Annotated in this window: 7 protein-coding genes; all 7 read right to left on the bottom strand. The window is 71.6% G+C overall.

Features of this window, described 5'->3' with window-relative positions:
- Positions 1–21: 21 nt before the first annotated feature.
- The gene (gene pyk / locus BS80_RS15540; RefSeq protein ID WP_035797884.1) at positions 22–1452 is read right to left on the bottom strand and encodes a pyruvate kinase; all 1431 of its coding nucleotides are present in this window, start codon (positions 1450–1452) and stop codon (positions 22–24) included.
- A 63-nt stretch (positions 1453–1515) separates the two neighbouring features.
- A complete protein-coding gene (locus BS80_RS15535) occupies positions 1516–2721 on the bottom strand; it encodes an acetate kinase (protein WP_035797882.1) in 1206 nt (401 codons plus the stop codon).
- Positions 2718–4841, bottom strand: a complete 2124-nt coding sequence (pta, locus tag BS80_RS15530; protein ID WP_035797881.1) for a phosphate acetyltransferase — start codon at positions 4839–4841, stop codon at positions 2718–2720. Before pta ends, BS80_RS15535 begins: the two co-directional genes overlap by 4 nt.
- Before the next feature lie 150 nt (positions 4842–4991).
- The gene (gene glgB, locus BS80_RS15525) at positions 4992–7370 is read right to left on the bottom strand and encodes a 1,4-alpha-glucan branching protein GlgB (protein WP_083974764.1); all 2379 of its coding nucleotides are present in this window, start codon (positions 7368–7370) and stop codon (positions 4992–4994) included.
- Between the two features lie 84 nt (positions 7371–7454).
- The gene (locus BS80_RS15520; RefSeq protein WP_198045539.1) at positions 7455–8978 is read right to left on the bottom strand and encodes a maltokinase N-terminal cap-like domain-containing protein; all 1524 of its coding nucleotides are present in this window, start codon (positions 8976–8978) and stop codon (positions 7455–7457) included.
- 230 nt (positions 8979–9208) lie between these two features.
- Entirely contained in the window at positions 9209–10912 is a 1704-nt protein-coding gene (gene treS, locus BS80_RS15515; RefSeq protein ID WP_035797880.1) for a maltose alpha-D-glucosyltransferase, read from the bottom strand.
- A complete protein-coding gene (locus BS80_RS15510; RefSeq protein WP_035797879.1) occupies positions 10909–12834 on the bottom strand; it encodes an alpha-1,4-glucan--maltose-1-phosphate maltosyltransferase in 1926 nt (641 codons plus the stop codon). Before BS80_RS15510 ends, treS begins: the two co-directional genes overlap by 4 nt.
- Positions 12835–13579 lie beyond the last annotated feature (745 nt).

Below are 13579 nucleotides of genomic sequence, written 5' to 3'. Positions count from 1 at the left end.
GGCCCTCTCGCGTCGTGCGGGTCAGCGACCGGCGCGCTGTCCCAGGTGGTGCACCTGGACCATGTTGGTGTTGCCGGGCACGCCAGGGGGCGAACCGGCGGTGACGATCACGGTGTCACCCTCGTTCAGCTGCTTCAGGGCCAGCAGCTCCTGGTCGACCTGGAGCACCATCGCGTCGGTCGAGCCCACCTGCTCGGTCACGTACGCCTCGACGCCCCAGCTCAGCGCGAGCTGGTTGCGGGTCGCGACGTCCGGGGTGAACGCGATCACCGGGATCGGCGAGCGGTAGCGGGAGAGCCGGCGGGCGGTGTCACCGGACTTGGTGAAGGCCACCAGCGCCTCGGCGTTCAGGAAGTCGCCCAACTCGCAGGCGGCGCGGGCGATCGAGCCGCCCTGGGTGCGCGGCTTGCGGCCCGGGTTGAGCGGCTGCAGGCCCTGGCGGACCAGCTCCTCCTCGGCCGTCTCACAGATCCGGCTCATCGTCTTGACCGTCTCGACCGGGAACTTGCCCACGCTGGACTCGGCGGAGAGCATGACCGCGTCGGCGCCGTCCAGGATGGCGTTGGCGACGTCCGAGGCCTCGGCGCGGGTGGGCCGCGAGGCGTGGATCATCGACTCCATCATCTGGGTGGCGACGATGACCGGCTTGGCGTTGCGCCGGGCCAGCGTGATCAGCTGCTTCTGGACCAGCGGCACCCGCTCCAGCGGGTACTCCACGGCGAGGTCGCCACGGGCCACCATGATGGCGTCGAAGGCGAGGACGATCTCCTCCATCGCCTCGACGGCCTGCGGCTTCTCGATCTTGGCGATGACCGGGACGCGGATGCCGACCTCGTCCATCACCTTGTGCACGTCGTCGATGTCGCCGGCGTTGCGGACGAAGGAGAGCGCGACCATGTCGACGCCCAGACGGAGCGCGAAGCGCAGGTCGTCCTTGTCCTTCTCGGAGAGCGCGGGCACGTTGACCGCGGCGCCCGGCAGGTTGATGCCCTTGTTGTTCGAGAGCACGCCGCCCTCGATGACCACGGTCTTCACCCGCGGGCCGTCGACGCTGACGACCTCCAGGGCGATGACGCCGTCGTTGATCAGAACCGGGTCGCCGGGCTTCACGTCGCCGGGCAGGCCCTTGTAGGTGGTGCCGCAGATGTGCTGGTCACCGGGGACGTCTTCGGTGGTGATGGTGAACGTGTCGCCGTTGTCCACGGTCACCGGGCCGTTGGCGAAGGTCGCCAGACGGATCTTGGGGCCCTGCAGGTCGGCCAGCACACCGATGGTGCGGCCGGTGTCCTCGGACACCTGGCGGACCTTGCGGTACCGCTCCTCGTGCTCCGCGGGGGAGCCGTGGCTCATGTTGAGACGGGCGACGTTCATGCCCGCTTCGACGATGGCCTTCAACTGTTCGTAGGAGTCCGTCGCGGGACCCAGGGTGCAGACAATTTTCGCTCGGCGCATATCGATGATCCTATCCGTACGAGTTATTCCCGGGGATTGGGACGAACCTCCGATTCCGGGCCGCTAGCTCCTGCGGACCAGCGCGAAGGCCTGCTGGGCGATCTCCAACTCCTCGTCGGTGGGCACCACGGCGACCGTGACCCGGGCGTACGCGGGCGAGATCACCCGGGCCTCGCCGGAGCGGACCGAGTTCAGCTCGGGGTCCACGGCGATGCCCAGGCTCTCCAGCTCCGCGGTCGCAGCCTCTCGCACGGGCGCCGCGTTCTCGCCGACCCCGGCCGTGAAGGCGATCGCGTCCACCCGCCCGAGCACCGCGTAGTAGGCGCCGATGTACTTGCGCAGCCGGTGCACGTACGCCTGGAACGCCAGCTCCGCGTCCGCGTCGCCCTCTCCCGCGCGGCGCAGCACCTCGCGCATGTCGTTGTCGCCGCACAGGCCCAGCAGGCCGCTGCGGCGGTTCAGCAGGTCGTCGATCTCGTCCACGCTCAGGCCGCCCACCCGGTGCAGGTGGAAGATCACGCCCGGGTCGACGTCGCCCGACCGGGTGCCCATCACCAGACCCTCCAGCGGGGTCAGGCCCATCGAGGTGTCCACACAGACGCCGCCGGCCACCGCCGAGGCCGAGGCGCCGTTGCCCAGGTGCAGCACGATCACGTTGACCTCGGCGGGGTCCTTGCCGAGCAGCTGCGCGGTGGCCCGTGAGACGTACTGGTGCGAGGTGCCGTGGAAGCCGTAGCGGCGCACCCGGTGCTCGTCGGCGACCGTGCGGTCGATCGCGTAGCGGGCCGCGAACTCGGGCACGGTGGTGTGGAACGCGGTGTCGAAGACGGCGACCTGCGGCAGGTCGGGGCGCAGCGCCCGGGCGACCTCGATGCCGATGATGTTGGCCGGATTGTGCAGCGGCGCCACCGGGACCAGCCGGCGGATCTCGGTCAGCACCTCGTCGGTGACCACGGTCGGCGCGGTGAACCGCCGCCCGCCGTGCACCACCCGGTGGCCGATCGCGGCGAGCTCGGGGGAGTCCAGTCCGACGCCGTCCGCGGCCAGCTCCTCGGCCATCGCCTTGAGGCCGCTGGAGTGGTCCGGGAAGGCCTGCGCCGACTCGCGGCGCGCTCCGCCGTGCGGGGAGTGCACCAGGCGCCCCTCGCTCTCGCCGATCCGCTCCACCAGGCCGGCCGCCAGCCGTTCGCCGTCGACCATGTCGATCAGCTGATACTTCACCGAGGAGGAGCCGGCGTTGAGCACCAGCACCCGGGTCGCCTCGCTCATGCGGATTCCTTCGAGGGCTGGGACTGGATGGCGGTGATCGCCACGGTGTTCACGATGTCCTGCACCAGGGCGCCCCGGGACAGGTCGTTGACGGGCTTGCGCAGGCCCTGCAGCACCGGGCCGACCGCCACCGCGCCGGCCGAGCGCTGGACGGCCTTGTAGGTGTTGTTGCCGGTGTTCAGGTCGGGGAAGATCAGCACGGTCGCCCGGCCGGCCACCTCCGAGCCCGGCAGTTTGGTGGCCGCCACCCGGGCGTCCACCGCCGCGTCGTACTGGATCGGGCCGTCCACCAGCAGGTCCGGGCGCAGCGCCCGGACCAGCTCGGTGGCCTTGCGCACCTTGTCCACGTCCGCGCCGGAGCCCGAGGTGCCGGTGGAGTAGGAGAGCATCGCGATCCGCGGCTCGACGCCGAACTGCGCGGCCGTCTCGGCGGACTGGATCGCGATGTCGGCCAGCTGCTGGGCGTCCGGGTCGGGGTTGACCGCGCAGTCGCCGTAGACCAGCACCTTGTCCGCCAGGCACATGAAGAAGACCGAGGAGACGATCGCCGCGCCCGGCGCGGTCTTGATCACCTCGAACGCCGGACGGATGGTGGCCGCGGTGGAGTGCACGGCGCCGGAGACCATGCCGTCGGCGATGCCCTCCTGGACCATCAGGGTGCCGAAGTAGCTGACGTCGGTGACCAGGTCCAGGGCCAGTTCGACGGTCATCCCCTTGTGCGCGCGCAACTCGGCGTAGAGCTCGGCGAACCGCTGGCGCAGCGGGCTGGTGGCCGGGTCGACGATCCTGAGCCGGGACCGGTCGGCGGCGTCCTCCTGCGGCAGCGCGATGCCCAGGCTCGCGGCCTTGCGGCGGACCGCGTCCACCTCGCCGAGCAGCGTGAGGTCGCAGATGTTGCGGCGCATCAGGATCTCGGCGGCCCGCAGCACCCGTTCCTCGGTGCCCTCCGGCAGCACCACGTGCTGCCGATGCGCGCGGGCCCGCTCCAACAGCTCGTGCTCGAACATCATCGGGGTCACCCGCTCGGACCGGCTCAGCTCGATCCGGCTGGTCAACTCGGCGGTGTCGACGTGCAGTTCGAACAGGCCGAGGGCGATTTCGGCCTTCCGCGGGCTGGCCGGGGTGAGCCGGCCCTCCAGGTGCGTCAGGGTCGCGGCGGTCGGCCAGCTGCCCTCGGGGACGACGGCCACCGGGGTGCCGGGGGCGAGCCGGGCGGCCAGCGCCATGACGTTCGGGCCGGGGTGCTGGCCGAGCGTCAGCAGCACGCCGGCGATCGGCGGTGCGCCGGCCGAGTGCGCGGCCAGCGAGCCGATCAGCAGGTCGGCCCGGTCCCCGGGGGTGACCACCAGCGCGCCCTCGGTCAGCGCGGTGAGGAAGGACGGCAGCATCGCGCCGCCGAAGACGAAGCCGCGCACGTCCCGGGCCAGTCCGGCCGCGTCGCCGAGCAGCACCTCGGCGGCGGTCGCCTCGACCAGCTGGGCGACCGTCGGCGCGGCGAGGGCGGGCTCCTCGGGCAGGACGTAGGCGGGGATCGGCAGCTTCCCGACGAGCCCGCGCAGCACCTGCTGCTTGGCGCCCGGCGCCACCCGGTTGGCGACCATGGCCAGCGCCGAGCAGCCGAGGTCGGTGTAGGCGCGGTGGGCGTTGCGGACCTCGGCCACCACGGTCGCCGGCTCCTGGTCGTGACCGCCGACCACCGGCAGCACCCAGGCGCCGAACTCGTTGGCCAGCCGGGCGTTGAAGGCCAGCTCGTCGGGGATGTTGGTGTCCGCGAAGTCCGTCCCGAGCACCAGCACCGCCTGGCAGGAGCGCTCTACCGCGCGGAACCGGTCGACGAGCGTGCCGACCAGCTCGTCCTGCCCCTGCGCGGCCTGCAGCGCGGCCGCCTCCTCGTAGGTGAGGCCGTAGAGATCGGTGGCCGGCAGCTCCAGCCGGTAGCGGGCCCGGAGCAGTTCGACCACGTGGTCGGTGCCCGGCTCACCCGGCGCGGCGGCGTGCACCAGCGGCCGGAACACCCCGACCCGGTCCACCTGACGGGTGAGCAGCTCCATCACGCCGAGCTCCACCGCCTGTCGGCCGTCGCCGCGGTCGATCCCGGTCACGTACACGCTGCGGGCCACGCGCGTCTCTCCGTTCGCTCCAGACCGCCCGACGTCCTGCGGGCTCGGCATCGCCCCGACCATACCCTCGCACCGCGCTCACCCGGACGCATGCGGATGGAGCCACCAGGGGCAAGGGACGAAGGTCCCGCAGGAGTCGTGGACGGCGGGTCAGACCGGGCGCAGCCAGAGCGTCGCCAGCGGGGGCAGCACCAGTTCGGCGCTGCGGGCCTGGCCGTTCCACTCGACGGCCTCGGCCTTGACGGGGTGGGAGTTGCCGACGCCGCTGCCGCCGTAGGACTCGGCGTCGGTGTTGAGCACCTCCGCCCAGAGCTGGTCGGCGGTGCCGAGCGTGGGCAGGCCGACCCGGTAGGCGTGCCGGACCACCGGGGAGAAGTTGCAGACCGCGACCAGCGGCGAGCCGTCGGCGGCGTACCGGACGAAGGAGAGCAGGTTGTCGTCGGCCGCGCCGCCGTCCAGCCAGCGGAAGCCGTCCGGCGTGGTGTCCTGCTCCCAGAGCGCCGGGCTGGCCAGGTAGACCCGGTTGAGGTCACCGACCAGGCGCTGCGCGCCGCGGTGCTCCTCGGCGGCCGGCCAGCCCCGGTCGAGCACCCACCACTGCGGGCCGCTCTCGTGGTCCCATTCGGCACCCTGGGCGAACTCCTGTCCCATGAACAGCAGTTGCTTGCCGGGGTGGGCCCACATGAAGCCCAGGTAGGCACGGTGGTTGGCGCGCTGCTGCCACCAGTCGCCGGGCATCTTGGAGACCAGCGACTGCTTGCCGTGCACCACCTCGTCGTGCGAGATCGGCAGGACGTAGTTCTCCGAGTAGGCGTACACCATCGAGAAGGTGATCTCGTTGTGGTGGAACTTGCGGTGCACCGGCTCCTTGGAGATGTAGACCAGCGAGTCGTGCATCCAGCCCATGTTCCACTTCAGGCCGAAGCCCAGGCCGCCGCTGCTGGTGGGCCGGGTGACGCCGTCCCAGGCGGTGGACTCCTCGGCGATGGTGACCACGCCGGGGCAGCGGCGGTAGACGGTGGCGTTCATCTCCTGGAGGAACGAGGCCGCGTCCAGGTTCTCCCGGCCGCCGTACTGGTTGGGCGTCCAGGCGCCGCCCTCGCGCGAGTAGTCGAGGTAGAGCATCGAGGCGACCGCGTCGACCCGCAGGCCGTCGATGTGGAACTCCTCGCACCAGTACACCGCGTTGGCGACCAGGAAGTTGCGCACCTCGGTGCGGCCGTAGTCGAACTCCAGGGTGCCCCAGTCGGGGTGTTCGGCGCGCAGCGGGTCGGCCGGCTCGTAGAGCGGCTCGCCGTCGAAGCGGGCCAGCGCGAAGTCGTCCTTGGGGAAGTGCGCGGGCACCCAGTCGACGATCACCCCGATGCCGGCCCGGTGCAGCGTGTCGATCAGGTGCCGGAAGTCGTCCGGGCTGCCGAGCCGGGCGGTGGGGGCGTAGAAGCCGGAGACCTGGTAGCCCCACGAGCCACCGAAGGGGTGCTCCATCACCGGCATGAACTCCACATGGGTGAAGTTCAACTCGGCCAGGTATCCGGGCAGTTCGTCGGCGATCTGCCGGTAGGTGGTCAAGTCGGGGCGCCAGGAGGCGAGATGCAGCTCGTAGACCGACATCGGCGACCGGTGGTGGTGCACCCGGGAGCGGCGGTCCATCCAGTCGCCGTCCCCCCACTGGTAGTCGGAGGTGTACACCCGGGAGGCGGTCTCCGGCGGACACTGCGCGGCCCGCGCCATCGGGTCGGCCTTCTGGATCAACCGGCCGTCCCGGGTGCGCAGTTCGTACTTGTAGACGGCGCCGTCGACCACCCCGGGCACGAACAGCTCCCAGACGCCGGAGGAGCCGAGCGAGCGCATCGGGCAGCCGGTGCCGTCCCAGTGGTTGAAGTCGCCGACCAGCCGCACCCCGACCGCGTTCGGCGCCCACAGCGCGAACGCGGTTCCGGTGACCCCCTCGACCGTCCGCACGTGCGAGCCGAGCGCCTGCCAGAGCTGCTCGTGCCGGCCCTCGCGGATCAGGTGCAGGTCCAACTCGCCCAGGGTGGGCGGCATCCGGTAGCCGTCGTCCTGGGTCATCGGCTCGCAGCCGGGGTAGCTCACCCGCAGCCGGTAGGCCGGGATCGCCGTGCCGGGCAGCATGCCGGTGAAGAGCCCGGCCTGCTGGTGCGTCAACTCAGCCGGTCCGTAGGCCGTTTCCAGGGTGACCCGGTCGGCCAGTGGACGCAGCACCCGGATCGCGGTGCCACCGGTGACGGGGTGCGCGCCGAGCAGGGCGTGCGGGTCGTGGTGCGCGCCGCAGACCAGCCGGTCGATCTCGGCCGGCGGCAGCGGTGCCTCGGCCAGCCGCAGCGGGTGCGCGACGGCGGCGGTGGCGGCGGCCGTCGCCGGCTCGTCGGGCTCCGGTACGGCGGGGGCGGGCAGCACGGGCGCGGCCTGGGGAGCGCTCTGCCGGGGGCTCTGCGCGCGCGGCCGGGGACCGCCCTCCGGGAGGAAGGTGGCGGGCACGGTCGGGGTGGTGCGGTCGAGCGGGGCCACGGCGGGGTCCTCCAGGCAGGGTGCAGGCGATCGGGCGGTGCGGGGTCGGGCGGTTCCGGTCCGGTCGGTGGTGGGCGGCGAGGGTCAGGGAGCGGTGGCGAGGCGGTGGATCGCGGTGAGCGGGATCGGCAGCCAGCCGGGCCGGTGCCGTGCCTCGTAGACCACCTCGTACACCGCCTTGTCGATCTCCAGCGCCCGCAGCAGCTCCGGCGAACTCGCCGGATCGCTCCCCCCTGCGGCGGTGTAGCCGGCGCAGTACGCCGTCCGGTTGCGCGCCGCCCAGCCGGCCGCGAGGTGCGCCAGCTCCGGGTCCGGCTCGGCGCCGGCCAACAGGTGCGCGGCCGCGTAGTCGAACGAGCGCAGCATCGCCGCGACGTCCCGCAGCGCGGGCTGCGGCAGCCGGCGCTCCGCGACCGACTTGGCCGGCTCGCCCTCGAAGTCGAGCAGCACCCAGCCGTGCGGGGTGCGCATCGCCTGGCCGAGGTGCAGGTCGCCGTGGATCCGCTGGACGGTCAGGCCGGTGAGGTGATCGGCCGTCAGCTGGCGGAAGGCGGTGTGCAGCGCGGGCCGGTAGCGGCGCAGCGCCGGGACGGCCGCCGCCGCCACGTCGAGCCGCTCGGCCATCGCGGTGGCCAGCCGGCCGGTCTGCTCGCGGTCCAGCCGGGCGACCGGCAGGGCGCGGGCCAGCACCCGGTGCACCTCGGCGGTGGCCCGCCCCAGCCGGTGCGCCTCGACCGCGAAGTTGCCCGGGCTCGGGTCGCCCTTGAGCCTGGCCACCTGGTCCAGCGCCAGCTCCCAGCCGTCCTCCGCATCCGGCAGGAAGCGCTGGAGCAGGCCCAGGGTGGCCGGTTCGGTGGCTTCCATCCGGCTCTCGAACCAGGCCGCCACCCGGGGGATCCGGGTGCTGCCGGCCCGCGAGAGGGCGAGCGAGAGCTCCAGGTCCGGGTTGGTGCCGGGGCTGATCCGGCGGAAGAGCTTGAGGATGAAGGAGCTGCCGAAGATGACCGAGGTGTTGCTCTGTTCGGCGGTGCCCGCGCGGCCCGGCAGGTCGCTGGGCAGCCCGGGGCCCGGGGTGCGGCGGAACGCCAGCGGTCCGAACCGGTCGGCGGTGGCCAGATGGCCGAGCAGCCGTCCGGTCAGCTCCGGGTCGTGCACCGCGTCGTACAGCGCGGCGCCGTCGTACGGGCCGTGCGTGAGGCCGCCGAGCAGCGCGTCCGGGCCGATTCCGGCCGGGGCCTCGGCGCGCAGGCCGAGCAGCAGTTGGTAGATGTCCGCGTTGCTGCCGTGCTCGACGCGCAGCAGCAGGTGCACCATCGCCGGGTCGCCGGTGAGCAGCGGCGTGGCGGAGAGCGGGTGCAACGCGGTGATCGCCTGCCCCTTCCCGGCGTACCAGCGTTGGCCGGGCAGCCAGGCGGCGATCAGTGGCAGGGCGGCTTGGACCAGTTCTCCGACCGCGAGCGAGCTGCTGCTGCGCGGTCTGCTGCCGTACGTACCGGGGGCATATGCCCCGGCACCGCGGGGCGCGGCACCGTGCGGCCCGCCCGGACCGCGTGGCGCGGTACCCGCGTCGCGGTGGACGTGGGCTTGAGAACGGGAGATTTCCGACATGGCTCCCTTTCCCCGGAAGCGGGCTGACGACCCGACGGGTCTGGCCGGGCCCGCCAGTCTTCCGGATTTCGGCGGTGCTGCTGCGGCGGCACGCGAGACGGACTCGGGTGTCACGCCTGAGAGTGGGTACTCGTTGGGCTGTTCTCCGTACCTGGTGGCGCGCGGCCCGCTGGGGGCGTGCGACGGGACTCGCGCGCCCCCAGGGTGGATCATCGGCGCCTGGTGGATCGTTACTGCGCTCCGGGCTTGCGCAGCTGGAACCAGTAGAAGCCGTGGCCCGCGAGGGTGAGCAGGTACGGCCACTCGCCGATCGACGGGAAGCGCACCCCGCCGATCAGCTCGACCGGGTAGCGGCCCCCGTACTGCCGGAGGTCGAGTTCGGTCGGCTGAGCGAACCGGGAGAAGTTGTTCACACACATCACGAGGTCCCCCTCGTGCTCGCGCACGAAGGCCAGCACGGCCGGGTTGCTCGACGGGAGTTCCGTGTAACTGCCCAGGCCGAAGGCCGGGTTGAGCTTACGGATCTCGATCATCCGACGTGTCCAGTGCAGCAGCGAGGACGAACTGCTCTGCTGCGCTTCGACGTTGGTCACCTGGTAGCCGTACACCGGATCCATGATGGGCGGCAGACTGAGCCTGCCCGGGTCGGCGGAAGAGAAACCCGCGTTGCGATCGGGCGTCCACTGCATGGGTGTGCGAACGCCGTCCCGGTCGCCCAGCCAGATGTTGTCGCCCATCCCGATCTCGTCCCCGTAGTAGAGGACCGGCGAGCCGGGCAGCGACAGCAGCAGGGCGGTGAACAGCTCGATCTGGTTGCGGTCGTTCTCCAGCAGCGGCGCGAGCCGGCGGCGGATGCCCACGTTGGCCCGCATCCGCGGGTCCTTCGCGTACTCCGCGTACATGTAGTCGCGCTCCTCGTCGGTGACCATCTCCAGGGTCAGCTCGTCGTGGTTGCGCAGGAAGATGCCCCATTGGCAGCCGGACGGGATGGTCGGCGTCTTGGCGAGGATTTCCGAGACCGGGTAGCGGCTCTCCCGGCGCACCGCCATGAAGATCCGCGGCATCACCGGGAAGTGGAACGCCATGTGGCACTCGTCGCCGCCCGAGGCGAAGTCGCCGAAGTAGTCGACCACGTCCTCCGGCCACTGATTGGCCTCGGCGAGCAGCACGGTGTCCGGGTAGTCCGCGTCGATCTCCTTGCGGACCCGGGCCAGGAACTCGTGGGTTTCCGGGAGGTTCTCGCAGTTGGTCCCCTCGCGTGCGAAGAGGTACGGCACCGCGTCCAGCCGGAACCCGTCGATGCCCAGGTCCAGCCAGAACCGCAGGCCGGCGATCATCTCCTCCTGGACCCGGGGGTTGTCGTAGTTCAGGTCCGGCTGGTGGGAGAAGAACCGGTGCCAGAAGTACTGCTTGCGGACCGGGTCGTAGGTCCAGTTGGAGGTCTCGGTGTCGACGAAGATGATCCGCGCGTCCGGGTACTGCTTGTCGTCGTCGGCCCACATGTAGAAGTCGCCGTACGGGCCGTCCGGGTCGTTGCGCGAGGCCTGGAACCACGGGTGCTGGTCGCTGGTGTGGTTCATCACGAAGTCGATGATCACGCGCATGCCGCGCTTGTGGGCGGCGTCCACGAACTCCACGAAGTCGGCCAGGTCGCCGAACTCGGGCAGCACCGATTTGTAGTCGGACACGTCGTAGCCGCCGTCGCGCAGCGGGGAGGCGAAGAAGGGGGGGATCCAGAGGCAGTCGACGCCCAGCCACTGGAGGTAGTCGAGCTTCGAGGTGAGCCCCTTCAGGTCTCCGACACCGTCGCCGTTGCTGTCCTGGAAGGACCGCACCAGCACCTCGTAGAAGACCGCACGCTTGAACCACTCCGGGTCCAAGTCCTTCTTCTCGGTGTCCGCGAAGGTGTCGTGGACGGGCTCATTCACAATCACTGAGGGTTCCTCCGAACCGTGAGGAGGTGGGCCGGCGCCGTCGAGGGGTCGAGCCGGACGTAGTTGTGGCGGTGCCAGGTGTAGGTCGCGCCGGTCAGTTCGTCGTGCACGGACAGGGGATCGTCGTGGTCGAGGGTGACGGTCGTCTCCTGCGGATTGCTCGGGTCGAGGTTGACCACGCAGATCACGTGGTCCTCGCCGGTCCGCTTGGAGTAGGCGATCACCTGGTCGTTGTCGGTGGGGTGGAAGCGCAGGTTGCGCAGTTCCTGGAGGGCCGGATGGCGCCGGCGCAGCCGGTTGAGCGTGGTCAGCAGCGGGGCGAGCGAGTCGGGACGGGTCCAGTCACGCGGGCGCAGCTCGTACTTCTCGGAGCGGGCGTACTCCTCCGAGCCCTCGCCGGCGGGGGCGTTCTCGCACAGCTCGTAGCCGGCGTAGACGCCGTAGCTGGGCGAGAGAGTGGCGGCCAGCACGGCGCGCAGCGCGAAGGCGGCGGGCCCGGCGTGCTGGAGGTGGCGGGGCAGGATGTCGGGGGTGTTGGCGAAGAAGTTGGGCCGCATGTAGGCCGCGGTCTCGCCGGACAGCTCGGTCAGGTACTCCGTCAGCTCCTGCTTGCCGGTGCGCCAGGTGAAGTACGTGTAGGACTGCTGGAAGCCGATCTTCGCCAGCGTGCGCATCATCGCGGGCCGGGTGAAGGCCTCGGCCAGGAAGATCACGTCCGGGTCGGTCCGGTTGACGTCGGCGATCACCTTCTCCCAGAAGACCACCGGCTTGGTGTGCGGGTTGTCGACCCGGAAGATCCTCACACCGTGGTCCATCCAGTACCGCAGTAGCCGGAGGGTCTCCTTGACGATCCCGTCGAAGTCCTGGTCGAAGTTGATCGGGTAGATGTCCTGGTATTTCTTCGGCGGGTTCTCGGCGTACGCGATGCTGCCGTCGACGCGGTGGCTGAACCACTCCGGGTGCTTGTTGACCCACGGGTGGTCGGGGGAGGCCTGGAGGGCGAAGTCCAGGGCGATCTCCAGGCGCAGCTCGGTGGCCCGGGCGACGAAGGCGTCGAAGTCCTCGATGGTGCCGAGGTCGGGGTGGACCGCGTCGTGGCCGCCTTCGGGCGAGCCGATCGCCCACGGGGAGCCGACGTCCTGCGGACCCGCCGTCAGGGTGTTCTCCGGGCCCTTGCGGTACGCCAGTCCGATCGGGTGAATCGGCGGCAGGTAGAGCACGTCGAAGCCCATCGCGGCGACCGCCGGGAGCCGCTTTGCCGCGGTGCGGAAGGTGCCCGAGCGCCGGGGTTCGAGCGTTGCACCCTCGGAGCGCGGGAAGAACTCGTACCAGGAGCCGTACAGCGCCCGCTGCCGCTCCACCTGCAGGGCCAGCGGACGGGAGGCGCTCACCAGTTCGCGCAGCGGGTGGCGCGCCAGCAGCTCGGTGACCTCGGGGGCCAGCGCCGCGGCCAGCCGGGAGAGCGGGGGCAGCGCCGGGTCGCGCAGCGCGTCCACGGCGGCCAGCACGTGCGCCCGGCCGTCCTTCTTGGGCACCCCGGCCGCCGCGCGCTCCAGCAGCAGGGCGCCCTCCTCCAGGACGAGCGCGGTGTCCAGGCCGGCCGGCAGCTTGACGGCGGCGGTGTGCCGCCAGGTGGCGACCGGGTCGCTCCAGGCCTCGACGGTGTACGTCCAGCGGCCGGCGGCGGTCGGGGTGACGTCCGCGCCCCAGCGGTCGCTGCCCTCGGACAGCTCGTGCATCGGCGTCCACTGGCCGCCGCGGCCCTTGGGGTCGCGCAGCACCACGTTGGCGTTGACCGCGTCGTGGCCCTCGCGGAAGACGGTCGCGCTGACCTGGAAGGTCTCGCCGACCACCGCGCGGGCGGGGCGGCGCCCGGCGTCCACCACCGGGGCGACGTCCAGGACGGGGATGCGGCCGATCATCGTGTCGCTCTCTTTCGTCCGGCGCGGGGTGGCGGTCCGGCGCGGGGCGGCGGTCTTGGCGGTCGTGGTCGTCGTGGTGGTCTTGGTGGCGCCCTCGCGCGCGGCGCTGCGCGCGCGTGGGGAGGAGGTCGCGGACGTCGCGGACGTCGTCGCGGCGGGGGCCCGGCGCGGCTTCGTCGATTTCTTCGGAGCGGATTCGGCCGTTCGGGGGGCGCGCAGCGCGGATGCCCCCGTTATGGCCGAATCGCGTAGTGGGTCGCCGGTCGGCTCCAACCCCTCGGTCACCAGTGCGGACTGATCCCGTGTGTCGCCGTGCATGCCAAACTCCTGCCCGAATTCGGCGGCAGCTCCCACGACGGTTCCAGGGCCGGGGAGTACCGGGAGGACTGCTGGGTGGGGGACTGACAAGCAATCGGAGCCTGCCCGCACCACCGTGTTCGGGGGACCGGTCGACATCCGGGTGCCCACGACGATGGTTCGGGGCGTGCGAGACGGCGCACGTCCCGGCGCGCGGCCTCGCGGCACGCCCTAAGGGCGATCCGACCCACCCCGGAAACGATCCGGGCAGGTTTGAGGACACGCATTGGCACACGCGGGAGGACGCCGCGTCGGCCGAGTGGGCTAATGGGGGGTCAAAGGGGAGGATTTTCGAGCGCAGGGCACCGGCCGCGCCGCACGAGTTTCGCCACCCATGCCGCACCCGCTTCGACAGCGGCCTGTGCCCATCCTCGCACTGTTCGTAGCT

Origin of the sequence: Kitasatospora mediocidica KCTC 9733, from assembly GCF_000744225.1 — a bacterium.
GTDB lineage: Bacteria > Actinomycetota > Actinomycetes > Streptomycetales > Streptomycetaceae > Kitasatospora > Kitasatospora mediocidica.
The sequence above is the reverse complement of the archived record's forward strand: the minus strand, read 5'-3'. Positions and strand labels throughout refer to the sequence as shown.

Bases quoted from the DNA above. Each gene is read 5' to 3' on its own strand.
- pyk (WP_035797884.1), bottom strand. From the start codon at position 1,452: ATGCGCCGAGCGAAAATTGTCTGCACCCTGGGTCCCGCGACGGACTCC.
- BS80_RS15535 (WP_035797882.1), bottom strand. From the start codon at position 2,721: ATGAGCGAGGCGACCCGGGTGCTGGTGCTCAACGCCGGCTCCTCCTCG.
- BS80_RS15520 (WP_198045539.1), bottom strand. From the start codon at position 8,978: ATGTCGGAAATCTCCCGTTCTCAAGCCCACGTCCACCGCGACGCGGGT.
- BS80_RS15510 (WP_035797879.1), bottom strand. From the start codon at position 12,834: ATGATCGGCCGCATCCCCGTCCTGGACGTCGCCCCGGTGGTGGACGCC.